Source organism: Streptomyces sp. NPDC050549 (assembly GCF_040655035.1).
Taxonomy (GTDB): domain Bacteria; phylum Actinomycetota; class Actinomycetes; order Streptomycetales; family Streptomycetaceae; genus Streptomyces.
The window spans coordinates 183,423-207,582 of the sequence record NZ_JBFAJD010000008.1; the positions used below are offsets into that span (position 1 = coordinate 183,423).

22 protein-coding genes and 2 pseudogenes are annotated in these 24,160 nt (G+C 71.3%); 9 read left to right on the forward strand and 15 right to left on the reverse strand.

What is annotated here, in order from left to right; genetic code table 11:
• Window positions 1-53 precede the first annotated feature (53 nt).
• The gene (locus tag AB0I51_RS14830; RefSeq protein ID WP_362974984.1) at window positions 54-962 is read right to left on the reverse strand and encodes a hypothetical protein; all 909 of its coding nucleotides are present in this window, start codon (window positions 960-962) and stop codon (window positions 54-56) included.
• Window positions 955-1,515, reverse strand: a complete 561-nt coding sequence (locus AB0I51_RS14835; protein WP_362974986.1) for an RNA polymerase sigma factor — start codon at window positions 1,513-1,515, stop codon at window positions 955-957. The genes AB0I51_RS14830 and AB0I51_RS14835 overlap by 8 nt, the downstream gene beginning before the upstream one ends.
• Window positions 1,516-1,667: 152 nt before the next feature.
• Here AB0I51_RS14835 and trpS point away from each other — a divergent pair, with 152 nt between their 5' ends.
• Both trpS and AB0I51_RS14845 read left to right on the forward strand, forming a co-directional pair.
• Entirely contained in the window at window positions 1,668-2,681 is a 1,014-nt protein-coding gene (gene trpS / locus AB0I51_RS14840; protein ID WP_362974988.1) for a tryptophan--tRNA ligase, read from the forward strand.
• 195 nt (window positions 2,682-2,876) lie between these two features.
• Entirely contained in the window at window positions 2,877-3,455 is a 579-nt protein-coding gene (locus tag AB0I51_RS14845) for a 2'-5' RNA ligase family protein (protein ID WP_362974990.1), read from the forward strand.
• A gap of 6 nt (window positions 3,456-3,461) precedes the next feature.
• Here the strand turns inward: AB0I51_RS14845 and AB0I51_RS14850 are convergent, their stop codons facing one another.
• Window positions 3,462-4,205, reverse strand: a complete 744-nt coding sequence (locus AB0I51_RS14850) for a decaprenylphospho-beta-D-erythro-pentofuranosid-2-ulose 2-reductase (protein WP_362974992.1) — start codon at window positions 4,203-4,205, stop codon at window positions 3,462-3,464.
• Between the two features lie 160 nt (window positions 4,206-4,365).
• Between AB0I51_RS14850 and AB0I51_RS14855 the strand changes: the two genes are divergently transcribed.
• Window positions 4,366-5,316, forward strand: a complete 951-nt coding sequence (locus AB0I51_RS14855) for a YihY/virulence factor BrkB family protein (RefSeq protein ID WP_362974994.1) — start codon at window positions 4,366-4,368, stop codon at window positions 5,314-5,316.
• Here AB0I51_RS14855 and AB0I51_RS14860 read toward each other — a convergent pair.
• Window positions 5,264-6,574 (reverse strand): D-alanyl-D-alanine carboxypeptidase, encoded by a 1,311-nt coding sequence (locus tag AB0I51_RS14860; protein ID WP_362974996.1) that lies wholly within the window; start codon window positions 6,572-6,574, stop codon window positions 5,264-5,266. The genes AB0I51_RS14855 and AB0I51_RS14860 overlap by 53 nt on opposite strands.
• A gap of 91 nt (window positions 6,575-6,665) precedes the next feature.
• On the opposite strand from AB0I51_RS14860, the gene AB0I51_RS14865 reads away from it, so the two are divergent.
• Both AB0I51_RS14865 and AB0I51_RS14870 read left to right on the forward strand, forming a co-directional pair.
• Complete coding sequence (locus tag AB0I51_RS14865; RefSeq protein WP_026178254.1) at window positions 6,666-6,905, forward strand: SCO4848 family membrane protein; 240 nt, start codon at window positions 6,666-6,668, stop codon at window positions 6,903-6,905.
• Window positions 6,906-6,909: 4 nt separating this feature from the next.
• A pseudogene (locus AB0I51_RS14870) lies at window positions 6,910-8,129 on the forward strand (metallophosphoesterase).
• A gap of 26 nt (window positions 8,130-8,155) precedes the next feature.
• On the opposite strand, the gene AB0I51_RS14875 reads toward AB0I51_RS14870, so the two are convergent.
• Window positions 8,156-8,722 (reverse strand): dihydrofolate reductase family protein, encoded by a 567-nt coding sequence (locus tag AB0I51_RS14875; RefSeq protein WP_362974998.1) that lies wholly within the window; start codon window positions 8,720-8,722, stop codon window positions 8,156-8,158.
• Between the two features lie 57 nt (window positions 8,723-8,779).
• Window positions 8,780-9,379: a DinB family protein gene (locus AB0I51_RS14880; protein WP_362975000.1), complete on the reverse strand. Its 600-nt coding sequence runs from the start codon at window positions 9,377-9,379 to the stop codon at window positions 8,780-8,782.
• A gap of 310 nt (window positions 9,380-9,689) precedes the next feature.
• Between AB0I51_RS14880 and AB0I51_RS14885 the strand changes: the two genes are divergently transcribed.
• Complete coding sequence (locus AB0I51_RS14885) at window positions 9,690-11,246, forward strand: ABC transporter substrate-binding protein (protein WP_362975002.1); 1,557 nt, start codon at window positions 9,690-9,692, stop codon at window positions 11,244-11,246.
• A gap of 89 nt (window positions 11,247-11,335) precedes the next feature.
• Window positions 11,336-11,741, forward strand: a pseudogene (locus AB0I51_RS14890) (ATP-binding protein).
• A 13-nt stretch (window positions 11,742-11,754) separates the two neighbouring features.
• On the opposite strand, the gene AB0I51_RS14895 reads toward AB0I51_RS14890, so the two are convergent.
• Entirely contained in the window at window positions 11,755-13,212 is a 1,458-nt protein-coding gene (locus AB0I51_RS14895) for a HAMP domain-containing sensor histidine kinase (protein WP_362975004.1), read from the reverse strand.
• Entirely contained in the window at window positions 13,209-13,895 is a 687-nt protein-coding gene (locus AB0I51_RS14900; protein ID WP_362975006.1) for a response regulator transcription factor, read from the reverse strand. The genes AB0I51_RS14895 and AB0I51_RS14900 overlap by 4 nt, the downstream gene beginning before the upstream one ends.
• A gap of 187 nt (window positions 13,896-14,082) precedes the next feature.
• On the opposite strand from AB0I51_RS14900, the gene AB0I51_RS14905 reads away from it, so the two are divergent.
• Window positions 14,083-16,485: an MMPL family transporter gene (locus tag AB0I51_RS14905; RefSeq protein ID WP_362975165.1), complete on the forward strand. Its 2,403-nt coding sequence runs from the start codon at window positions 14,083-14,085 to the stop codon at window positions 16,483-16,485.
• Between the two features lie 9 nt (window positions 16,486-16,494).
• Here the strand turns inward: AB0I51_RS14905 and AB0I51_RS14910 are convergent, their stop codons facing one another.
• The 5 genes from AB0I51_RS14910 to AB0I51_RS14930 form a co-directional block, all read right to left on the reverse strand.
• Window positions 16,495-17,271: a TetR family transcriptional regulator gene (locus tag AB0I51_RS14910; protein ID WP_362975008.1), complete on the reverse strand. Its 777-nt coding sequence runs from the start codon at window positions 17,269-17,271 to the stop codon at window positions 16,495-16,497.
• A gap of 11 nt (window positions 17,272-17,282) precedes the next feature.
• Window positions 17,283-17,786 carry a DCC1-like thiol-disulfide oxidoreductase family protein gene (locus AB0I51_RS14915; RefSeq protein WP_362975010.1) on the reverse strand — a complete coding sequence of 168 codons (504 nt, stop codon included), beginning with the start codon at window positions 17,784-17,786 and terminating at the stop codon, window positions 17,283-17,285.
• Entirely contained in the window at window positions 17,783-18,178 is a 396-nt protein-coding gene (locus AB0I51_RS14920; protein WP_019066862.1) for a hypothetical protein, read from the reverse strand. Before AB0I51_RS14920 ends, AB0I51_RS14915 begins: the two co-directional genes overlap by 4 nt.
• A gap of 95 nt (window positions 18,179-18,273) precedes the next feature.
• Window positions 18,274-18,684: a VOC family protein gene (locus AB0I51_RS14925; RefSeq protein WP_362975012.1), complete on the reverse strand. Its 411-nt coding sequence runs from the start codon at window positions 18,682-18,684 to the stop codon at window positions 18,274-18,276.
• Window positions 18,685-18,753: 69 nt separating this feature from the next.
• Complete coding sequence (locus tag AB0I51_RS14930) at window positions 18,754-19,356, reverse strand: hypothetical protein (protein WP_362975014.1); 603 nt, start codon at window positions 19,354-19,356, stop codon at window positions 18,754-18,756.
• Between the two features lie 219 nt (window positions 19,357-19,575).
• Here AB0I51_RS14930 and AB0I51_RS14935 point away from each other — a divergent pair, with 219 nt between their 5' ends.
• Window positions 19,576-19,866 carry a hypothetical protein gene (locus tag AB0I51_RS14935; protein ID WP_362975016.1) on the forward strand — a complete coding sequence of 97 codons (291 nt, stop codon included), beginning with the start codon at window positions 19,576-19,578 and terminating at the stop codon, window positions 19,864-19,866.
• On the opposite strand, the gene AB0I51_RS14940 is transcribed toward AB0I51_RS14935, so the two are convergent.
• Both AB0I51_RS14940 and AB0I51_RS14945 read right to left on the reverse strand, forming a co-directional pair.
• A complete protein-coding gene (locus tag AB0I51_RS14940; protein ID WP_362975018.1) occupies window positions 19,802-22,561 on the reverse strand; it encodes an AAA family ATPase in 2,760 nt (919 codons plus the stop codon). The two genes, AB0I51_RS14935 and AB0I51_RS14940, sit on opposite strands and share 65 nt — an antisense overlap.
• 111 nt (window positions 22,562-22,672) lie before the next feature.
• Window positions 22,673-24,160, reverse strand: coding sequence for a penicillin-insensitive murein endopeptidase (locus AB0I51_RS14945; RefSeq protein WP_362975020.1), 1,488 nt, complete (start codon window positions 24,158-24,160; stop codon window positions 22,673-22,675).

Below are 24,160 nucleotides of genomic sequence, written 5' to 3' on the forward strand. Positions count from 1 at the left end.
CCTGTCACTTCTGGTACACCGCCCGACCCGCCGGGGTTCCCACTCCACCCGCCCTAGTCGCCCGACTCCTGCCGGTCGAGCGACTTGGCGATCTCCACCGCCCGCTGCTTCGACGCCACCCCTTCCAGACGGAACGTCAGATCCCCACCGGGAACTCCGCCGACCGGATGCGTCCACAGCAGCGTCGGACCGGCCGTCCGCTCCCCCCGCGTAAAGCGGTCGCCGTCCGCGTCCACCAGCCAGAAGCTCAGCAGATGCGGCCGCGCGAACCACAGCGCCGGGTCCTGTATGCCGTCCGGCGGGACGGACGCATCCAGCGACAGCCATTCCGGCGGTTGGCTCACCGTCTTGGCGAAGCCGATGTCCAGTCGCGCCGGATACTCGTCGACCCGGACCGTGTGCCCGCCCTCCCGCCAGCACAGACTGACCAGAAAGCGCCCGCGCGGTTCGCCGGTCACCGTCACCGCGTCCGGAACACCCAGCGCGTCCGGCACCAGTGGCTCGAACCCCGCCTGCCGACGGGCCTGCGCCAAGGTCACCGACCGGCCGCACCCGGGCACCACGGCACCGGCGGAGGGCACCGCGGACGGGTCGTACCGCACCTCGACCCCGCCGAAGCCGAACCACTCGAAGACCGCGGCCCGCACGGGAGGCGTGAGCACGAGCACCGTCAGCAGACCGCACAGGGCCGCCGTCAGCGCGCGCCGGCGCAGCCGCGCCCAGTGCCGCACGGCGCGCAGCCGCGCCCGGACCCCGCCCGGCCCGGCCTCCCGGACGGGGACCGGGATCTGCTCGGCCAGTATCTGCGCCAGCACCCGCTCGACCATCGACTCGGCTCCGGCCGCCCCGCCCTCACCAGCGCTCCGCGCGTCCAGCGAACGCCCCAGCGCCCGCAGCTCCTCCGGCAACCGAGAACCGGCGCCGGTGCCCTCACCCTCGTAGGACTCCCGTCCGTCACCCACACTCGTCACCCCCTTCCCGAGGCCGGAAATCCGGCAGCAGCCGCCCGAGTTTTCTCAACGCGCGGCTCAGCCGGGACTTCACCGTCCCGCGCGGCCAGCCCAGGGCCTGGGCCGTCTCCGGCTCGTCCATCTCCAGGAGATAGCGGTAGGTCACGACCAGGCGGTGCTCCTCGCTCAGCTGCTCCAGGGCGGACAACAGGGCCGTGCGGCGCTCCGTCTCCAGCGTGGCGACCGCCGGATCCGCCGATTCCGGTATCAGCGGCTCGGCCTCCGTGAACGCGGCCTCCCGGCCGGCGAGCGTGCGCTGGCGTGCCGCCGTACGCACGGTGTTCCTCGTCTCGTTGGCGACGATCGACAACAGCCACGGCCTGAACGCCGCGCCCTCCCGGAACCTGCCCAGCGCGCAGTACGCCTTGACGAAGGCCTGCTGCACCACGTCCTCCGCGTCCGCACCCGCCCCGAGTGCCGCGGCCGCCCTGAGCGCGATGCCCGTGTGGGCCCGCACCAGTTCCGCGTACGCCTCCGGCTCTCCGGCGCGTACGCGTGCGATCACCGCGACCTCATCGACGATGCGGCCCCCCTCCCGCGTCTTCACATATCTGGTACACCGCCGGAGGCGGATCGGTTCCCACCCGTCTCGCATCTCCTCCGACCTGGTTCCGACCCGTTCCGGACCGGGTTCCGGGACCTGAGAGAATGGTGAACATGGCCTCTGACAGTCCTCGCGTGCTCTCCGGAATCCAGCCCACCGCAGGCTCGTTCCACCTCGGCAACTACCTCGGCGCCGTCCGCCAGTGGGTGGCCCTCCAGGAGTCCCACGACGCGTTCTACATGGTCGTGGACCTGCACGCGATCACGGTCCCGCAGGACCCGGCGGACCTGCGCGCCAACACCCGGCTGGCCGTCGCGCAGCTGCTGGCCGCCGGACTCGAACCGGAGCGCTGCACGCTCTTCGTCCAGAGCCATGTCCCCGAGCACGCCCAGCTCGCCTGGGTCATGAACTGCCTGACCGGTTTCGGCGAGGCCGCCCGCATGACCCAGTTCAAGGACAAGTCGGCCAAGCAGGGCTCGGACCGCGCCTCCGTCGGCCTGTTCACGTACCCGATCCTCCAGGTCGCCGACATCCTGCTCTATCAGGCGAACGAGGTCCCGGTCGGCGAGGACCAGCGCCAGCACGTGGAGCTGACCCGCGACCTCGCCGAGCGCTTCAACGGCCGCTTCGGCGAGACCTTCACGATCCCGAAGCCGTACATCCTCAAGGAGACGGCGAAGATCTACGACCTTCAGGACCCGTCGATCAAGATGAGCAAGTCGGCGTCCACCCCGAAGGGCCTGATCAACCTCCTCGACGACCCGAAGGCGACCGCGAAGAAGGTCAAGAGCGCGGTCACCGACACGGAGACCGTGATCCGCTACGACGCCGAGAACAAGCCGGGCGTCAGCAACCTCCTCACCATCCAGTCGACCCTCACCGGCAAGTCGATCGCCGAGCTGGAGCAGGAGTACGAGGGCAAGATGTACGGCGCGCTCAAGACGGACCTCGCCGAGGCCATGGTCGAGTTCGTGACGCCGTTCCGGGAGCGCACCCAGCAGTATCTGGACGACCCGGAGACGCTCGACGCGATCCTCGCCAAGGGCGCGGAGAAGGCGCGGGCCGTCGCGGCCGAGACCCTCGCCCAGGCGTACGACCGGGTGGGCTTCCTGCCCGCCAAGCACTGAGGCGCACGACCGCACCCGAGCACCGACCGCGTACCACTGGACAGAGCGCTGCACATCACTACGGTTGCGCCTGCCCACAACTCAGGTGTGGCCGTACAGTCGATAGCCGGGTGGCCGCGCGCGTGGCCGCCCCGCTCGATATCAGGACCACCGGACAGCATCATCACGACCACCGACAGGACGACAGGAGACGACGTGGGGACCGTAACGATCGGTGTGTCGATCGCGGTCCCGGAGCCTCACGGCAGCCTGCTCCAGGAGCGGCGCGCGGGCTTCGGCGACGCCGCTGCGCACGGCATCCCCACGCATGTCACGCTGTTGCCGCCGACCGAGGTGGACGCCTCGCGGCTGTCCGAGGTCGAGGACCATCTCGTCTCGGTCGCCGCCGCCGGGCGCCCCTTCCCGATGCGGCTGTCCGGCACCGGCACGTTCCGGCCGCTGTCCCCGGTCGTCTACGTCCAGGTGGTCGAGGGCGGCGCCGCCTGCGCCTGGCTGCAGAAGCAGATCCGTGCCGCCTCCGGGCCGATGGCGCGTGAGCTGCACTTTCCGTACCACCCGCACGTCACCGTCGCGCACGGCATCGACGACGAGTCGATGGACCGCGCCTTCGAAGCGCTCGCCGACTACTGCGCCGAGTGGTCCTGCACCGGCTTCGCGCTCTACGAACAGGGCGCCGACGACGTGTGGCGCAAAATCCGCGAGTTCACCTTCGGCGGCGCCGTCGTACCACCCCAGGCGGCCCACACCGACCGCGGCACGATCCCCAGCCACTGAGCTCGGTCAGACCGCCAGCCGCCTGAACAGCCCCCGCGGCAGATGCCGGAGCGCCGACGTCACCACGCGCAGCGTTCCCGGCACCCACACCGTCTCCGAGCCTCGGCGCAGGCCGAGTTCGATCGCTGTGGCGACGGCTTCGGGAGTGGTCGTGAGCGAGGCCGCCCTCGGATCGGCCATGGTCCGCGAGCGTACGAGCCCGGGGCGTACGACCATGACGTGCACGCCCGTGCCGTACAGCGCGTCGCCCAGGCCCTGCGCGAAGGTGTCGAGGCCTGCCTTGCTGGAGCCGTAGATGAAGTTCGAACGGCGGGCCCGTTCGCCGGCCACCGAGGAGAGCACCACCAGGGAGCCGTGGCCCTGGGCCTGCAGGGCCCGGGCGCTGATCAGGCCGGACGAGACGGCGCCGGTGTAGTTGGTGTGCGCGACCCGCACCGCGGCGGCCGGATCGCGCTCGTCGCGGGCCTGGTCGCCGAGGGTGCCGAACGCGAGCAGCACCAGGTCGACGCCGCCCTCCGCGAAGACCTTGCCGAGCACGGTCTCGTGGGAGTCGGGGTCGAGCGCGTCGAAGGCGACGGTGTGGACCTCGGCCCCCAGGGCGCGCAGTTCCGAAGCGGCACTCTCCAGGGCGGGCGAGGGGCGGCCCGCGAGCCACACCGTGCGGGTGCGGCGGGCGATCAGCCGGCGGGCGGTGGCCAGTGCGATCCGGGACGTACCGCCGAGGACGAGGAGGGACTGTGGAGGACGCATGCCCGTGACCGTATCGCCCGCTTACGGGTGGTTGGCCGTGCGGCGTCGGCGGCCTCCCTGAGATGGGCGATTAATCGGATGCCGGGCAATATGGCGCCACGCGCCCGTGTTTGCGGGGTACCCGCACATCGGTGTCAGTGGACGAGGGCAGAATCGGATCATGGACTGGCTGAAGAAGCTCCCCTTCATCGGGCCGCTGGTGGCGCGCCTGACGGGCACGCACGCGTGGCGGTCGTACGAGCGCCTCGACCGGGTGAAGTGGTCGCAGCTCGCCGCCGCCATGACCTTCATCAGCTTCATCGCGCTGTTCCCGCTGCTGACCGTGGCCGCCGCGATCGCCGCCGCCACCCTCAGCACCGACCAGCAGCGCGAACTCCAGGACAAGATCGCCGAGCAGGTCCCCGGTATCTCCGACCAGCTCAACATCGGTTCCCTGGTGGACAACGCGGGCACCATCGGTCTCATCGCCGGTGCCGTCCTGCTGTTCACCGGCATCGGCTGGGTCGGCTCGATGCGGGAGTGCCTGCGCGCGGTGTGGGAGCTGCCCGACCGCGACGAGAACCCGCTGCTGCGCAAACTCATCGACACCGGGGTGCTGATCGGCCTGGGCGGCGCCGTCCTCGCGACGATCGCCGTCTCCACCGTCGCCTCCGCACTGGTCGACTGGATCAACGGCCAACTGGGCATCGCCCAGGGCGGCTGGGGCGGGATCCTGCTGCGGATCGCCGCGTTCGCGGTCGCCGTACTCGCCGACTTCCTGCTCCTGCTGTACGTCCTGACCCTGCTGCCCGGCGTCGAGCCCCCGCGCCGCCGGCTCTTCGTGGCCGCGCTGATCGGCGCGGTCGGCTTCGAGGTGCTGAAGCTGTTGCTCAGCGGCTACATCCAGGGCGTGGCCGCGAAGAGCATGTACGGCGCGTTCGGCGTCCCCGTGGCGCTGTTGCTGTGGATGAACTTCACCTCGAAACTCGTCCTGTTCTGCGCCGCCTGGACGGCCACCCCGAGCAGACCGGACGAGGACGACGACTACGACCCGGCCGACGACGCCGAGGACCCCAAGGTCAGGGACGCGGGCGACGACGGACCAGATCCGGCAGCGGCCAGCGCCGGTTGACCAGGAAGACACCGCCGGCCAGCAGCACCAGCAGCCCGCCGACGATCGCGAGCGCGATCCCGACCCCGCCCGAACCGTCCTCCTCGGCGGCCACCGGGGTGGAGGACGCGGCCCGCTTCGTGCCCGCCGTGTCCCCGCCCGCCTCCCCGCTGGCCGTCGCACCCGGCTGGGCGCTCGCCTGCACCGCGTTCTTCGGCGCGACCAGCTCACCCACCGGCTGCACCTTGCCGTCCGCCTGGAAGCCCCAGTCGAGGATCTTCGCGGCCTCCTTGTAGACCTCGTTGTGCTCGTCCTTCTCCGGGTTCATGACCGTCACCAGCAGCACCTTGCCGCCGCGCTCGGCGACCCCGGTGAAGGTGGCGCCCGCGTTGGTCGTGTTGCCGTTCTTGACGCCCGCGATGCCCGGGTACACCGACACGTCCGAGTCGCCGCTCAGCAGCCGGTTGGTGTTCTGGATCTCGAAGGTCCCGCGGACCGACTTGCCCTTCTTCTTCGTGGTCTCGCCCGGGAACTTCGCGCTCACCGTCGAGCAGTACTCGCGGAAGTCCTTCTTCTGCAGCCCGGAGCGGGCGATCAGTGTCAGGTCGTACGCCGACGAGACCTGCCCCGGCTCGTCGTAGCCGTCCGGCGTCACCACGCGCGTGTCCAGCGCCTGGAGATCCTGGGCGTGCGCGTTCATGTCGGCGACGGTCCTGTCGACGCCGCCGTTCATGTGGGACAGGACGTGCACGGCGTCGTTGCCGGAGCGCAGGAAGACACCGAGCCACAGGTCGTGGACCGTGTAGCTCTCGCCCTCCCTTATCCCGACCAGGCTGGAACCGGCACCCATGCCGGCAAGGTCGGACGCGATCACCTTGTGCTCGGTCGTCCTCGGGAACTTCGGCAGCACGGTGTCCGCGAACAGCATCTTCAGGGTGCTCGCCGGAGGCAGCCGCCAGTGCGCGTTGTGCGCGGCCAGCACATCACCGGACTCGGCGTCGGTCACGATCCACGACCGCGCGGTCAGGTCCTTCGGCAGCACGGGGACTCCGGCCGCCTGATTGACCTGCGTTCCCGGCTGCGCGAGCCGGGCGCCGCCCACCGACGACATGTTCGCCGGGGGAGTGGCCGTAGGACCGACCGACGCACTGGTGGTGGTGCTCGGAGCGGGAGTCGGACTCGGAGCCGCGAGGGCGAGCGGCGCGGTGAGCGCGAGGGACGACAGGGCGGCGGAAAGCACCAGCAGGGATCGCCTGATGGTCTGCTGTGGAGCGGGCACGCACGTGAACGTACATGCCCGGGGACCCGAAGTCCCGTCACCGGCCCCACCCCGCCCACCGGCCCCGGAGGACGACGGCGATACTGGACTCATGAAGCTCAGCCGCCCCGTCTCCTGGTTCCTGCTCGCCTTCGGGGTGTGGAGCTGGGTCATCTGGATCACTTTCGTCAAGAATCTCGTCGCGGACGGCAGCGGACTGGCCTTCGACGACGGCCGGCCGACGGCGTACTTCTGGGTGCATCTGACCCTGGCCGTCGTGTCCTTCGTATTGGGGACGGTCATCGGGGGCCTCGGGTTGCGTGGACTGCGCGCACTGCGCGAGACGTCATAGAGAAGTGGCCATCGCCGCCATCGCCCTTGTCGTTCTGGTTGCGACAGCCGTCCTCGGCGGCGGGCACTGGTACGTCTGGCGCCGCCTGGTCCGCGACACCACGCGCGCGTGGGGTCCCGCCCGAGTCACCGGCACGGTCGTAGTGATCGCCGGCCCGGTCCTGATGATCGCGGCCCTCGCCGCCGAACGCGGCGGCGCCCCCTTCTGGCTCCAGCGCGTCCTGGGCTGGCCCGGCTTCCTGTGGATGGCCCTGGCGATCTACCTGCTGCTGGCCGTCATCGCGGGCGAGGTCCTACGGCCGCTGCTGCGCCGGTTCCTCGAACGGCGCGGGCGGGCCGAGACGCTCGTGGAAGAGACGCGGTCCCCGGCTCCGGAAGAACCGCGGGGCGCCCCGCTCCCCGCTCCCTCCCGTCGGCTCTTCGTCTCCCGGGTCGTCGGGGGTGCCGCCGCCGCTGCCGCCGTGGGGACGGTCGGATACGGCACCTACGGCGTTCTGCGCGGTCCGGGCGTGAAGCGGGTGACCGTGCCGCTGGCCAGACTGCCGCGGTCGGCGCACGGGTTCAGGATCGCGATTGTCAGCGACATCCACCTGGGGCCGGTCCTGGGGCGGGGGTTCGCGCAGAAGGTCGTCGACACGATCAACTCGACGCAGCCCGATCTGGTCGCGGTCGTGGGCGACCTGGTGGACGGCAGCGTCAAGAACCTGGGGCCGGCGGCGGCTCCGCTGGCCGGGCTGCGGGCGCGGCACGGGTCGTTCTTCGTCACGGGGAACCACGAGTACTTCTCCGGTGCCGAACAGTGGCTGGAAGAGGTCCGCAGGCTCGGCATCCACACCCTGGAGAACGCCCGTACCGAGCTCCCCGGTTTCGACCTCGCCGGGGTCAACGACCTCCAGGGCGAGAGCGAGGGGCAGGGGCCCGACTTCGGGAAGGCGCTCGGGGATCGTGACGCCACGCGTGCGTGCTGCTCGCGCATCAGCCCGTGCAGATCCACGAGGCCGTGAAGCACGGCGTCGACCTCCAGCTCTCCGGGCACACCCACGGCGGTCAGCTGTGGCCCGGCAATTTCATCGCGGCGGCGGCCAATCCGACGGTCGCGGGCCTGGAGCGTTACGGCGACACCGAGTTGTACGTCACCAGGGGCGCGGGTGCGTGGGGACCGCCGACCCGGGTGGGGGCGCCGTCGGACATCACGGTCGTCGAACTGGCTTCGGAACAGGCCTAGTCGGCCCGTGACTCCCGGTAGGGCGCTCAGTGCCTCGTCTCGTACCTGGTCAGGATCACGCCGCCGGGCAACGTCCGCGTCTCCACCAGGTTCAGGTTCACCCAGTTGTCCAGCGCAGTGAAGAACGGTGTGCCGCCGCCCACCAGAACCGGCGCGGTGGCCAGCACGTACTCGTCGATCAGGCCGGCCCGCATGGCCGCCCCGGCGAGCGTCGCGCCGCCGATGTCCATCGGGCCGCCGTCCTCGGCCTTGAGCCGGGTGATCTCGGCGACCGCGTCACCGGTGACCAGGCGGGTGTTCCAGTCGACCTTGTCGACCGTCGAGGAGAACACCACCTTCGACATGTTCCGCCAGTTCCGCGCGAACTCGATCTCCGCCGGGGTGGCGCCCGGCTGCTGGTCGCCGGTCGGCCAGTAGGAGCTCATCGTCTCCCACAGCTTGCGCCCGTAGAGCGACAGGTCGGTCGCCCGCAACTGGTCGGACCAGAACTGGAACAGCTCGCCGCTCGGCGGTCCGCCCCAGCCGATGTCGTCGCCGGGCGCGGCGATGTAGCCGTCCAGGGTCAGGTTCATGCCGTAGATCAGTTTCCGCATGGCGCCGGCCTTCCGTGAATCGGTCTCACGCGTACAGACCGGCGGGGCGCGGGAAACTCATCGGTACTCGATCCGAGCCTTGACGGGCGCGGCCGACCTGGCGGCCTGCTCGATCCTGGCGCAGTGGGCCGCACGGGCTTCCTCGTCGATCTGCTGCTCGTGTTCGGCGCGCAACCCGGTCCGGCCGTCGATGCCCTCGCGCAGGATGTCGGCGTGCCCGGCGTGCCGGACGGTCTCGCCGAGGACATGGACCATGACGGCGAACAGGTTCGTGCCGGGATAGGGCTCCGGCCACCACGGCACGTGGCCGGGGGCGTCGAGGGGAAGCTCGTCGATCGTCGCGTCCGAGTGTTCCCACGTGCGCCGGTAGAACGCGATGATCTGATCGCGGGTGTCGTCCTCGGTCGCCCACAGGTCGTTGCCGTCGTGGTCCTGCCACCGGGGCAGCGGTTCCGGGGAAGGGCGGTCGAAGACCTCGCCGAAGTACCTGGCCTCGACGGTGGCCACGTGTTTGACCAGGCCGAGGAGGTTGGTCCCGGTCGCTGTCAGAGGTCGGCGGGCGTCGTATTCGGACAAGCCGTCGAGTTTCCAGAGCAGCGCCTCGCGGTCCCGCCGCAGTCTCCCGTGCAGGTTGTCCTTCGCGAATTCGTCGATCATGCGGCATGAGCCTGCCATGGGTTGTCCGTGGTCTCAAGATCGCGGACGGCGGCTGCCGCGGCACCGGCCCGACTTCGGAGGGGAATCGTCGAACTGGCGCCGAAACAGGGCCAGTTGCCGGCGAGGGGTGCCTCCGTCACATGGCTGGGAGGCGCCTGTGAAACGGGTCATTAACACTCGTCGGTAAGTTCTTTCTCATCTCGGCAGAACCCTCTTCCCCCGGACGAAACTCCTGTGGTTAGGTGATCCGCGCCACTAGGGGAGTGGCATATGCGCAGGAACCCGGGAGGGTTCTGGGGAGGGCACACCGATGCGGTCGGTTCGCATACGGATTCTCGCGACGCTGCTGGTTCTGGCGGCCGTGGGAGTGGGCGGCTGGCAGTTGCTGCCGTCGGACGGGAACAAGGACAAGACGATCACGGTGGGGACGACGGACGCCGTCACGTCGCTCGACCCGGCCGCCGCGTACGACGCGGGTTCCTGGGCGTTGTACAGCAATGTCTTCCAGTCGCTGATGACGTTCGACTCGGGCGGTACGACACCCGTCCCGGACGCGGCCAAGAGCTGCGGCTTCGTGGGCGGCGGGCTGAAGACGTACCGCTGTGTGGTGCGCGGCGGGCTCACCTTCCCGAGCGGGCGCAGGATGACCGCCGCGGACGTGAAGTACTCCTTCGACCGGGTCAAGAAGATCAACTCGGATGTCGGTCCGGCGTCCCTGCTCTCCACGCTCGGCTCGGTCACCGCCTCCGGGATGACCGTCACCTTCCATCTGTCGTCGCCGGACGCCACGTTCCCGTTCAAGGTGGCCACCGGTGCCGGTGCGATCGTCGACAGCACCAAGTACCCGAAGGACGCCCCGCGCAACGGATTCCGGGCCGACGGAACCGGGCCGTACACCCTGTCGACGTATACGAAGGACAAGAAGGCCGTCCTCACGCCCAACAGCCACTACAAGGGCGCGGTCAAGAACACCGGGAGCCCGATCGAGCTGCGGTACTACGCCGACTCGGACGCGCTGCAGAAGGCGTACAAGGCGAAGCAGGTCCAGGTCGCCACCCGGCAGCTGCCGCCGAAGATGCTCTCCGGGCTCTCCGCCAGCGACCCGAACCAGCGGGTGTCGGAGGCCGACAGCTCCGAGACCCGCAACCTGTACCTCAACACCCGTAAGGGCACGCCCCTGCACGACGTCCTCGTCCGGCGGGCCATGGCCTGGCTGGTCAACCGCGACGAGCTGGCCGCCACGGTGTACGACGGCACGGTCGACCCGCTGTACTCGCTGATCCCCGCCGGCATCGTCGGCCACACGACGTCCTTCTTCGACGTCTACCCCACCGAGAGCGTCAGCAAGGCGAAGGCACTCCTCGAAGAAGCCGGTGTCTCCGTCCCGGTGCGCTTCACCTACGGCTACGGCATCGGGCACGGTTCCGGCGCCGAGGAGGCCGCCGAGCTGAAGAAGCAGCTGGAGGCGGGCGGCCTGTTCAAGGTGGACGTCAAGGGCTACGAGTGGACCGACTTCCAGAAGCGCTGGGCCACCGGCAAGCTGGACGCGTACGCGGTCGGCTGGGTCGCGGACTACCCCGACCCGGACACCTTCGGCTCCGCGCTCGTCGGTACCGGCTCCACCATGAACACCGGCTACAGCAACAAGCTCGTCGACCAACTGATCCTCAACAGCCAGCAGTTCGCCGACCGCAGCCGCGTCGACGACGACTTCCGCGACCTCCAGACGGACGTCGCCCAGGACGTGCCGCTGATCCCGTTGTGGCAGCGCAAGGAGTACGTCGTGAGCAGCGAGGACATCGGCGGCATCTCCTACCTCACGGACGGCACCGGCGTGTTCCGGCTGTGGGCGCTGGACTGGATCTGAGCCCCTGGGCCGTTGCCGCCCGAGTGACACCGGGCGGCCCGCGCACGCAGCACCATGTGACGGAGGTGTGCGCGCGGTGAGGAGCCGACGTGGTCGGACGCAACTCCTTCCGGCTGTCCCGGCACCCGGCCTCGGTGGGGCCTCGCCCGGCGCGGGGTCCGGGACCATCTGGCCGACTGGGGGCACGCGGGCGACGATCCGGCGCTCCAGGACGCGGTGCTGCCGGTGTCCGAGCCGGCCACCGACGTCGTACGCCACGGGCCGCTCCTGGAGAGGGAGTTCGAGGACGCGGTGACGGCCCTCGCGGACGGCTCGTGCCTCATCGAGGTGTCGGACGAGGGCCGGGTCGAACCGCGGCTGCGGGTCGTGACGGACGCGGCGCAGGCAGGCCGCGGTCTGCACCTCGTGGAGGGCGTCGCCGCGGCCTGGGGCGTGTGGAGCCGCGGCACGCACGGCAGGACGGTGTGGGCACTCGTCCGGACCGACACTCCCTGACAAGCCCGGTGTTCTACGACGGCACGGGCACCCGCGTCGGCAGGGTCACCGTCACCGCGAGCCCCTCGCCCGGCGCCGTCCGCACCGCCACGTCCCCGCCGTGCGCCTGGACGACGCCCTGCACGATCGCCAGCCCCAGTCCGCTGCCCGCACCGCCGCCCGCCCGGAAGAACCGGTCGAACATGCGGGCCGCGTCGTCCTCGCAGAGCCCCGGACCCTGGTCCGCGACACACAGCCGTACGAACCCGTCCGCACGCTCCAGACCGAGCCGCACGGGCACGTCTGCGGGTGTGTGGGTGCGGACGTTGGTCACCAGGTTGCCGAGTATCTGGCGCAGGCCCGACTCGTCGGCGCGCACCAGCAGGGAGCCGTCGGCGCCGACCGTGACCGGCCGCTCCGGCTGCTGCACCCGCAGGTCCTCGGCGGCGTCGCGCACCAGGCGGCTCAGGTCGACGTTCTTGAAGCGCAGTTCGGGCCGCTGGTCCAGACGGGCCAGGGTGAGGAGTTCGTCGACGAGGCGGCCCATGCGGTCGGCCTCCGCGTTCATCCGGTCCCAGGCGCGTCTGCGCTCGTCGGGCTCGGTCAGCATGCCCTTGTCGTAGAGCTGGAGGTAACCGCGTATCGCCGACAGGGGGGTGCGCAGTTCGTGCGAGGCGTCCGCGACGAAACGGCGGAGCTGGGCCGCCGTGCGCTCGCGCGTGCGGTACGCCGACTCCACCTGGTGGAGCATGGAGTTCAGGGCGACCCGCAGCTGCTCGACCTCCTGGGTCGGGTGGTGGCTGGAGGGCACGCGCCGCGTCAGGTCGCCCTCGGCGATCGCCGTCGAGGTCTCCACCATGTCCTCCAGGGGCCGCAGCCGCCGCCGCACACTGATCATCGTGAGCGTGGCGAGCAGCACCAGCAGCAGGCTGCCGAAGGCGAGGTCCAGCTTGAGGGCCTTGGCCATGCCCTGGTGGAAACCGCCGGTGGAGGCGGCGATCAGGATGTACGTGCCGTCGGCGAGCCGGGTCCCGGTGGCGCGGTAGGGGCTGCCGCGCAGCGTGATGTCGCGCGGGGTGCTGTCCGCGGCCAGCGTGGCCGGATCGTGGAAGGCGGCGGCGAGTGCCCGCTGGGTCGCGGTCGGCTCGAAGCCGGCGACCGTGAGGACCCGGCCCTCTTTGCCGACCGCCGCGAACACGCTGTCCGGATTCGGTGAGTCGCCCATCTCCTTCGGGATCAGGTGGTCACCTATGCCGGCCAGCGTGCTCAGCGTGTTGAGCTGCTCCATGGTGAGCTGCGAACCGCCCAGTGAGTCGCGGGTCTTGGTCAGCTGCGTGTCGACCTGGGCGAGCAGATAGTGCCGCATCCCCATCAGGCTGACGGCGGTGGCCATGACGATGCCGAGCGCCAGCAGCGCCACGTTCGCCAGGGTCAGCTTGGCGCGCAGCGAGTGGACCCCGCGCTCGCAGTTCGGCAGCCGGAACTTCCTCATGCGAGCCCGTATCCGACGCCCCGCCGGGTGGTGATCACCGGCGCTCCCAGGGTCTCCAGCTTGCGCCGCAGATAGCTGATGTAGGTCTCGACGACGGTCGACTCCGGCGGGGTGTGCTCGTACTGCCAGACATGGCGCAGCAGTTGCTCCTTGGGCACGATCCGGCCGCCGTTGCGCACCAGGAAGCGCAGCAGGGCGTACTCGGTGGGGGTCAGCTCGACCGAGCGGCCCTCGCGGTGCACCGAGTACGTCGTCTCGTCCAGCTCCAGGTCGCCGTAGCGCAGGGGCGGGCGCTGGGGGAGGACGTCGGCGGGGCGCGTGCGGCGCAGGACGGCGGTGATGCGGGCGACGACCACGTCGATGTCGAAGGGTTTGGTGATGTAGTCGTCGCCGAAGCCGAGGGCGCCGACGATCTCGGCCGGCGCGTCCCGCGCGGTGAGGAAGACGAGCGCCAGGTCGGGCCTGCGGGCGCGCAGTTCCTGCCCCAGGGCGCGGCCGTCGCCGTCCGGGAGCATCACGTCGAGCAGGGCGCAGTCCGGGCGGGTGCGCTCGGCCAGCGCGAGCGCCTCGCGGACGGTGCCCGCCGTCATGACCTCGAAGCGGTGGTAGCGCAGCGCGATGGCGAGGACGTCGGCGATGCTCGGTTCGTCCTCCACCACCAGCACGGTTCCTGGAGCCGTCATGCCCCCAGTATCGGCACCACCACCGACATCGGGGCCGTCCGGTCTTTGGAGTTCCTTGAGAGTCATGGCCAGGACGTGTCCACGCGCGTGGACAACCGCCAATTCTGTAGCCCAGGACCTGGGGGACCAACCGACCGATCGACCGAGTCAACTCGGTTTTGCATAAGGAGTGTTGAGCGTGGCGGCATTGGCACGGTGGTGCTATCGGCACCGGCTGGTGGTCCTGTTGCTGTGGGTGGGGGCACTGTTCGGCCTGGGCTTCTCGGCGACGACGGCGGGGACGGACTACGCGAACGTCTTCTCCCTCCCGGACACGGACTCCAAGAGCGCGTACGACCTGATGCAGAAGGCGTTCCCGAACAGCTCGGGCGACACCGACACGGTGGTGTGGAAGGTCGACTCGGGCTCGGTCAAGGACCAGTCCGTACAGACCCGTATCCAGCCCGCCCTCGACAAGATCGCGGGCATGAAGGGTGTCGGCGAGGTCACCGGCCCCTACTCCGGTGCCCGGGGCGCGGCCCAGATCAGCTCCGACGGGACCATCGCCTACGCGCAGATCACCTTCGCCGAGCAGGCGAACGCGGTCCCCAAGGAGCTTGTCCAGAAGGTCGTCGACACCGCGCAGGCCGCCAGGCGCGACGGCCTCCACGTCGAACTGGGCGGCCAGGCCGTCCAGCGGGTCGAGGAACCGCCCGGCGGCATCGCCGAGGGCGTCGGCATCCTCGCGGCGGCCGTCGTCCTGTTCCTGGCCTTCGGCTCGTTCTACGCGATGCTGCTCCCGATCGGTATCGCGATCTTCGGAGTCGGCACCGGCCTGTTCTCCACCCAGCTGCTCAGCCACACCACCGACATCCCCGACCTGGCTCCCCTGCTGGCGACCCTGATCGGCCTCGGCGTCGGCATCGACTACGCCCTGTTCATCGTCACCCGGCACCGGCGAGGTCTCCAACGCGGCCTCGATCCCGAGGAGTCGGCGGTCGTCGCCCTCAACACCTCGGGCCGTGCGGTGCTGTTCGCGGGCGGCACGGTGTGCATCGCGCTCGCCGGCATGCTGGTGACGCAGCTGCGCTTCCTGGACGGCGTGGTCATCGGCACCTCGCTCACCGTCGTCCTGAGCGTCCTCGCCGCCACGACCCTGCTGCCCGCGCTGCTCGGCTTCCTGGGCCCGCGCGTGCTCAGCCGCAAGCAGCGCCGCAAGCTGGCCGCGACGGGACCCGAGCCGGAGCGCACCGACAACCTCGCGGTCCGCTGGTCGGCCGCCGTGCAGAAGCGTCCGCGCCGCATCGCCGCCCTCGCCCTCGTCGTCATGGCCGTACTCGCGTTCCCCGTGCTGTCGCTGCGCCTCGGCGCCACCGACCAGGGCAACGACAACGCCTCGACGACCACCAGGAAGGCCTACGACCTCCTGGCCGAGGGTTTCGGCCCCGGCTTCAACGGCCCGCTCCAGGTGGTCACTTCGAGCGGTGACACCGCCACCCTGGTCAAGGACATCGAGGCGACGAAGGACGTGGCCCGGGTCGCCGCGCTGCCGCCCACGGGCGGGGTGACGGTGATCCAGGTCGTCCCGAAGACCTCACCGCAGTCCGTGGAGACCGACGACCTGATCGACACCCTGCGGGACAAGGTGATACCCGAGGCCGGCGCGACCGGTCACGTCGGCGGTGTGACGGCGATCTCCAAGGACTTCGCGTCCGTCACCGGCGACCGACTCCCGCTCTTCGTCGCGACGATCATCGGCCTGAGCTTCCTGCTGCTCCTGCTCGCGTTCCGCTCGCTCGTGGTCCCGTTGACGGCCGCCCTGATGAACCTCATCGCGGCGGCGGCCTCCTTCGGCGTCCTGGTGGCGATCTTCCAGTGGGGCTGGGGCCTGGACATGCTGGGCCTCGGCAAGGAGGGCCCGATCAACGCCTTCCTGCCGGTCATCATGCTGTCCCTGCTCTTCGGCCTCTCCATGGACTACCAGGTGTTCCTGGTGAGCCGTATGCACGAGGAGTGGGTCCACACCAAGGACAACGCCCGCGCGGTCCGCGTCGGCCTCGCGGAGACCAGCCGCGTCATCAACTCCGCCGCCCTGATCATGGTCTGCGTCTTCCTGGCCTTCGTCCTGAGCGGCAACACGGGCGCGGCGACGGCGGGCGTCGGCCTGGCCGCCGCGGTCGCCCTGGACGCCTTCATCCTGCGTACGGCCCTGGTGCCGGCCGCGATGCACCTGCTCGGCAACTCCAACTGGTGGCTCCCGGCCTGGCTCGACAAGAGCCTGCCGCACCTCGCGGTGGAACCCGCGGAGGAGGCCGTGCCCGCCGTCCCCGACGGCCCGTCCTCGGCCGTCCACGGCTTCGTCCGTACGACCGACGGGGAGCCCGTGGAGGGCGCCGCCGTCACCCTGCGGACGACCGGTGGACGCGAACTGGACCGCGTCGAGTCACTGGCGGACGGCTCGTACATCGTGTCGGTGCCGGGCCCGGGGACCTACCTCCTGGCGACGACGGCACAGTTGTACGGCTCGACCGCTCGGCAGGTGACCGTGACGGACGATCCGCTGGTCTACGACGTCGAGCTGGCCGAGGGTGAGGTCGACGCCGTCAACTGACCCGATCGCTCAGGGGCGTTCGTCGTCGTCAGGTACGTCGGCGGGCGCCCCGCGCCTGTTCTTCTTCGCCGGGTCGGGCAGCGCGTGGGTCATGCCCGGCAGGAAGTCCGTGAACAGCTCGTGCACCTCCAGGACGAGCGGGCGCAGCACCCGGAAGCGGGCCAACGACACACCGCGCGCGGTGAGCCGGGCGCCGCGCTCGGCGAGCCGGTAGCTCCGCTCGCGCCCCTCGGTCCGGTCGAACACCCAGTACAGCACCAGGCCCATCTGCGAGAGCCACATCAACTCCGGGAGCACGTCCCGCAGTTCCGGCGCCACCTTGGTCTTCGCGCCGAACAGCACCTCCTTGTGGACGTCGATGGCCTGCACGCGCGCGTGCTCGCTCTCCGGGGAGAACGGGCTGAGCGGGCTGTCCGGGTCGGCGGCGTTCTTGAAGAACTGCACCGCGAACTCGTGGTACGGCGTCGCGATGTCCAGCCACACCCGCAGCACGCCCGCGAGCCGCGCCTCCAGATCGGTCTCCCGGTCCAGCACCTCGCGGACCGCGAGCCGGTGCTCCTCGGCGATACGGTCGTAGAAGCCCTGGATCAGGTGCTCCTTGCCGGCGAAGTAGTAGTAGGCGTTGCCGACCGAGACGCCCGCCTCCTTGGCGATCGCCCGCATCGTCGTCCTGTCGTAGCCGTGCTCCTGGAACAGCCGCATGGCCGTCTCCAGGATGAGCGCGCGGGTCTGTTCGGACTTGCTGGGGGTGGCGCCGTCGTCGGGGCCGTCGTTGTTCGCGGGCACGGGGACAGAGCCTATCCAGTGGGGCAGGAACCGCCGACGCAGCCCGGCCCGGTGTACGACCACCCGCGGTTCGGGTCGTACGTCCACCCGTCGCTCTGCCGGTACACACCGCCGCCCCACCCGCCGGGGCCCCACTGCGCCCCGCGCCACTTCGCGGCGGCGAGCACGGCGCCCTTGGCGAGCCGGGCACCGGCCGGGGTGCTCAGCCGGTGTGCCAGGGGTCGCTGTTCGCGCAGCGCCCACAGGGTGACGATCCAGGCGGCGGCGCCCCGGTAGACCTGGCCGGAGTCGCCGACGACGGTGATCTCGTCGAGGGTGGCGCGGTGGTCGAGCCCGGGAAAGCGCCGCCGGGCCTCTTCGGAGGACGCCGGTACCAGCTCCAGGGGCACCAGCTGCGACTGCCGTACGAGCCAGTCGCGCAGGAAGGTGCACAGGGAGCAGTCGGCGTCGTACAGGACGGTGAGCCGGCGGACCGGGGTCGCCCGGTCCGCCGGGGCGGCTGCCACCGCGCTCACGCCCCGACCCAGTCCTGCGGCGCGACGGGCGGCACCTGCTCCCGCTCCATGACCCCGCGCCGCCGGATCTTGTTGAGCACGTACACGTTGCCCAGGTGCATCACCCCGAGCACCAGCAGCACCACACCCACCTTGGTCGACAGGGCCTCGAAGATGCCCCGGGTGTCCTCGATGGTGCCGTCCCCGCTGAGATAGAGGGCGACGAATCCGAGGTTCACGAGGTAGAAGCCCACCACCAGGAGGTGGTTCACGGCCTCCGCGAGTTTTTCGTTCCCCCGTAGGACGTCGGCGAGGAAGATCCGCCCGTTGCGGCTGAGCGTGCGGGCGACCCAGACGGTGAGTCCGATGCTGACGATCAGATAGATGACGTAGGCGACGACCGTGCGGTCCATGCGCCTCCCCCTTCTTGAACGCGTTCAAAAACGCTGACAAGGAGAATGTAGGCGCACTTTTGAACACGTTCAACTTGCTCGGGCTGGGACCTGTGTCACACCCGCCGCGCCAGCTCCGGCCGCTTCGTGTAGTCCGTGAACCCGATGACGTTGCCCCAGGGGTCGGCGATCTCGACGGTCCACCCGGTGGCCACGGAGGCCGGCGCGTCGAGCAGCCCGATCCCGGCGGCGGCCAGGCGCCGCGCGGCCTGCCGCGCGTCGGGCACCTCCAGCCAGACGCGGGGCGCGGGCCAGGCGGGCGGCCTGTGTCCGAGCCCGTCCTCCAGCCGCAGGAGGACGCCGGGAGTCTCGCCGCCGACCTTCAGCAGCGCGATGCCGGCCTCGTCGAGGCGGAAGCCGACGGTGAACCCGGCGCGCTCGTAGAAGGGGACGGCCTCGGTGAGGTCGCCCACGGGGAGGAGGACGTTGTCGAAGCCGAGCAGCTCGTACGACTGGTCATCTGACATACCGTCAGAGTAGGTGGATGATCGTCCGGAAACGGTGATTGCCGCCGGTGGCGGCCCGTGCGAGTGACCTCACCGGCCGAGGCGGCGCGGCATCCGTCCACGTCCGGGAGGCACGGCGAACGACGCGTCCCAGCCGCTGGGCAGCGGAGCGATTCTGCTGAAGTCGTAGCCGGCCGCTTCAATCAGCCCGTCCAGGCTGTCGACCCGGGTGCGCAGCGCGAACAAGTGATCGCCCACGATCGATCCGCTCGGCAGCGAGCCCGAGACCGCGTACTCGTCCAGGATCTCGTCGATCCGCAGAACCTGCCCGAGCGTTCCCTCGTACGCGGCCTGGACGTGCGCGAACGCCGAGGGCAGGGAGCGCATCCGCTCGCCGTACATGCTGTCGAGACGCGAGGAGAGGGCCACCCGCAGTGGAGGCAATGGCTCGCCGACGCGGGCCCGGTCCAAGTAGTAGTCCAGGGTGCGTAGTTCGGGCACGATGGTGGTCTTGAACGAGGTCGCCGCGTTCGTGGCCGCGCGTAACTCCCGCAGGTTCGCCTGCCGTTGGTCGTAGTCTCGGCCGTCGCGGGCGGTGCTGCGAGTCTGTGCGTACGCCAAGGCGGCCAGGAAAGAGCCGCCGACGGCGCCGACGTAGGCGGCAACTGCCTCGGGTGACCACAGAGTTGTCACCCGGCGCCCCCTCCAGACCTGCCTTCTCCGACCGATTCTAGAAGCAGTGACGATCGTGGAACCAGGTACCGGAGGCGCGCCTGTGGGGCGAAGGCGGTCGGCTCCTGATCAAGCCGCCCGCTTGGGCGGCCTGGGCTGCGGTCATGCCGGCTAGTTCCCGCAGCCCGGCGCGGCTCGATGCCGATACGGAGGCGGCGTGCCGTCCTCGCGGGTCACGACATGACCCAACTGCACGACCCTGCCGAACTGTTGACGTCCGAGCCGGTCGCCAACGCCTCCCGGCATCCGGCCGGCCCCGCGACGCTCCGTCTGCGCGGCGTCGGCGTCGCCATCTTCCGGACCGCGTTCGGGCGCTGGGCCGCCGAGCCGGACGCCGCCGCCTGCTCGGCCCGGGTGCGCGAGGCCGCCGACGAGCTCGCCCACGCGCTCGACCGCCGCTGCCCCGTCACCCGTCGCGGCGCGTGGCGGGAACGTCCGGCAGTTTGTCCAGCAGGCCCATCCGGGACGTGATGCCCAGCTTGGTGTAGGCGTGGCTGAGATGGAACTCGACCGTCTTGACGCTGAGGACGAGTTGGCGGGCGATCTGTCGGTTGGTCAGTCCGGATGTGGCCAGGCGGGCGATCACCAGTTCCTGTGGGGTGAGGGGGGAGTCGGACGCGGTCGACCCGCCGCTGGCGGCCAGTTCGCGTTCGCAGAGGGCCGCGCTGGGGGCGGCGCCCAGTTCGGTGAAGGTGCGCAGGGCCCGGCGCAGTTGGCCGGTGGCGTCGGTGCGCCTGCCCGCACGGCGCAGGAACGCGCCGTAGGCGAGCTGGACGCGGGCCCGGTCGAAGGGGTCCGGCACCTGGTCCGCGTGGCCCAGCGCCGTACGGAACGACAGCTCCGCCGCACCCGGCGACCGGCGCGCCGCCAGCAGGGTGCCGCGCGCCCGGGCCGCGGCCGCCAGCCGGGAGTGCCGGCCCCGGTGCGCGGAGGGCGCGTCGAGGCCGTCCAGGATCCGCTCGGCCTGCCGGTGCTCCCCGAGCGCGGTGAGCGCGTCCACCAGCAGATCACGCCACGGCGCCACGACCGTCCGCGCCACCGGCTCCCGCTCCAGCAGGGGCAGCAGCGCGCCCGCCACCTCGTCCTGCGCTCCCCGCGCCGCCGCCAACTGGGCCCGCGCCCTTGCCACATGGGCGAAGCCCGAGGCGCCGTGGCCGTGTCCGCCGCTGCTCATGGCCTTCGCGAGGTACTCGGCGGCCCGCTCGGTCCGCCCCCTCAGCGCGAGCGCGCCGGCCGCGTCCGCGCAGGCGACCGGTTCCAGCCACGCCAGGCCGCGGGTGGCAGTGGTCTGCGCCGCCGATTCGAGTTCGCGCAGGGCCACGTCCCAGTTCCCGAGGCGGAGTTCGGTCTCGCCCAGGAGGAGCTGGGCCGTCGCCCGCAGCGGCGCGGGACCGCTCCGGCACAGCGGTGCGGCCGAGCGCAGGTCCGCCCGGCTGCCCGCCAGGTCGTCGAAGCCGAGCCTGAGCGCACTGCGGCCGAGCAGCAGGTCCACGTCACCGGACTGGACGAGCACCGACTCCGGCAGCCCGGCAGCCCGCTCGATGCCCTCCTCCACGGCGTCCGTCAGGCCCAGGGCGGCCAGTTGGGCGTAGCGCAGCATTCCGCCGGTGAACGGCACGGGCGGCAGGGACCCGGCCCGCTGCGCCCACCGTACGGCGGCTGCCGCCTCGCCCTGGACGAGGCCGACGAGGGAGAGCCGTTCCGCGATGCGCCGGGCCAGCGCCGGGTCCAGGGCGGGGTCGCAGTGCCGCCACGCGTCGTCCAGGAGCAGCCGGGCACTGGGCGTCTCGCCCCGGACGAACGCGAGATGACCGTGCACATAGCGGTGGGCCGCCCGCGCGCTGTCGCCGGGCAGTGCCCGCGCCAGGTCGGCGGCCTCCTCCACCCGCCCGTCGCAGAGCAGCGCGTCCGCCGCCTCCACGGTCAGCCGCTCGCGTTCGGGCCGGGTCGTCGCCAGCCGGGAGGCGTGCGCGGCCATCGACGCGGCCCTCGACCAGTGACCGGCGGCGGCCTGCCTGCGGGCGCCCGTCGCGAGGTCGGCGACGAGTGCCGGGTCCGGGCTGCGGCCCGCGAGCAGCTGGTGCCAGGTACGGCTGGCGGCGTCCTTGCTGGCCCCCACCGCCCCGGTGTGGAGTGCGGCCCGCCGGGCCGGCCCCAGCTGGTGGTAGACGGCGGCCTGGACCAGCGGGTGCGGAAAGGCCAGCTCGGGCGGGCCGCCCGCCGGACACTCCTCCAACAGCCCTTGTCCCACGGCCTGTTCGACGGCGGGCAACGGGTTCTCCAGACCGGCCAGCTGCGCCACCCGGTGCAGCGGAGCGCGCGGCCCGAGCACACTGGCCGCGGCCACCAGCTCCCGGGCCGGAGGGTCGCAGTGGGCGAGGCGGTCCCGGACCAGGAACTGGTACGAGCGCGGCGCGGGCAGCGGGGAGTCGGAAGCAGCCAGGACCTCCGGTTCCACCTCCCGGATCAGCGCGCGTAGATACAGCGGATTGCCCCGGGTGTGGGTGTGCAGCCTGCCGACGGCGTGCGGCGGCAGGCCCGTGGGCAGCAGCCGGTCGCACAGCGCCCCGGTCTGCTCGGCGGTCAGACCGTCGAGCGCGAGGCGCAGGGTCTCGTCGTCCGCCAGCAACCGCCCCAGTCCCCTGGGGAGTTGGGCATCGGCCGGCGCGTGGACGGCCAGCACGGTGAGGACCGGCTCGGACAGCAGCCGGCGCAGAACGAAGGTGAGGGCGTCCAGCGACGGCGCGTCCGCCCAGTGGGCGTCGTCGATGACGAGTACGACGACGGTGTCCGAGGGGATCCGCTGGGCGAGGGCCAGCAGCCGCGCGCCGACCGCGCCGGGTTCGTCCCCCGGCCCGGGCGCCTCCTCGCCCACCGAGGTCTGACTGAGGAGCTGGGCGAGTACGCCGTAGGCCAGTGCCGTCTCGTTCTCGGCGCCGCTGGCCTCCAGCACGCGCACCCGCTCCGCCGTGCGCAGGAAGCGGCGGACCAGGGCGGTCTTCCCGATGCCGGGCGGACCCTCCACGACCATCAGACGCGAGGCCCCGGCGCGGGCCTCGCGCAACCTGTTCTCCATTTCCCTGAGCTGCGGCTCCCGGCCGTGGAACGACGGTTCCCCGGCCTCGGCCGGTCGGTGCGCGTGGTGCGGCAGTGTGTTCACCGGCATGTCGACGTCTACCCCCGTAGTTGCGTCGGTGTTCCGGGCCATGATGGTCGCCCTGTCATGACGGTTCAACGCGTGTGCCGTTGAGCGGTCCGGCCGGTCGGATTCCGCTGCTCACCCCGCCAGCACGCGGACCGCCGGGACGGTCAGTGCGGCGAGCCTGCGCTGGACGAAGAACGTGTTCTTGTTCTGGTCCAGGCCCGGCACGGGGCCGATCCACTTCCAGCCCATCCCGGCGGCGTACTGCTCGGTGAAGCGCCGCCACTCGTGGGGGTTCGGATACCTGCGGTTCGCGTCGTGGAAGTAGACGTACGTGGAACCGAACTCCGTGGCGTTGCCGATCGGGTTCGCGATCGCCCCGCCGAGCGCCCGCACGGCCACCGACCTCGCCGCGGACGGCAGTTGGGCCCACGGCCGCTGCTGGAGGTCCAGGTAGGCGCGGCGCTGACCGCGCGGGATGCCGGGCGGGGCGGGCGGTCCGAAGGTGCCGCCCGTGCGGACGAAGTCGGCGCGGGCCATGTTCCGTTTGCTCGCCCCCCAGCTCTTGAGGACCGGTTGCAGCGGGGTCGAGTAGGCCCGCAGAAAGGCGTTGAACGTCCGGTAGTAGGGGCGGGTGAGCAGCGCGTACCGGTTGAACATCGCCCAGATGACCGCATGGCTGTCGGCGTCGTCCCGGCCGCCCGACTCCCCGATGATGAACCGCGCGGTCCACTCGGCGTCCTCGGTGGTGAACCGATAGGGCGCCTTGCCCTGGGCGCTCAGGACACCGAGCCGTGGGGGCGTGGCGACCTCCAGCGCAGGGGCGGAGCTTCTGCGGGCGGCGGACGACGGCGCAGGTGCGGACGGCGCGGGTGAGGACGGTGAGGACGGTGGCGCGAAGCGCACATGCAGATGGTTGTCGTGGTTCTCCGAGGGGCGTACGCCGTGTATCTCCGGGTCGTTGAAGAAGATCGCCTGGACCGGCAGCACGCCGTTGTTCCGCAGCAGGTCGACGAGTTCCTGGGTGAGCGCCCGTGAGTAGGAGGGGTGGCGCCAGCTCGTCGGTCCCTGGCGGCGGTCGGACTTCACCGGGCGGATGTCCGCTTCGAGGCCGAGCCGGTGAGAGGCGCGTCCGGTCAGCGGGCCGCCGCCGCTGCGGCCGAGATCCCGGATGTCGAGCACCGGCCCCTGGGGATGGGCCCGGTGCCAGGCGGCGGCGACGGACCGCAGGGCACGGGCGGTCTCCGGCCGCCCGAACCGGTGCGTGGGCCGGCCCGTCGCACGGAAACCGGGTCCGTACTCGGGGAGTTGGCAGTTGATCGCGGGATCCCCGGCCACTCCGGCGGCGGTGCGCAGCAGCGCCCAGGTGGCGGGTCCGATGAGGCCGTCCGCCGGTGAAATACCCTGCGCCGTCTGCCACTTCACAGTCTCGGCACCGAGCGCCGCCCAGTCCCAGTCCGGGCGCCGCCGGTCCAACACCCGCCGGACGGCCGGGAGATGGGCCTCCCAGCCGAGCGAACGGGCGTAGGCGCGGTTGCGGGCGGTGGTGCCGGGCAGGTGCCCGGCCCGGGTCGGGGGCGGGCGCTCCGTCCCGTTCCGTACGGCGGTCGAGGTCGTCGGCAT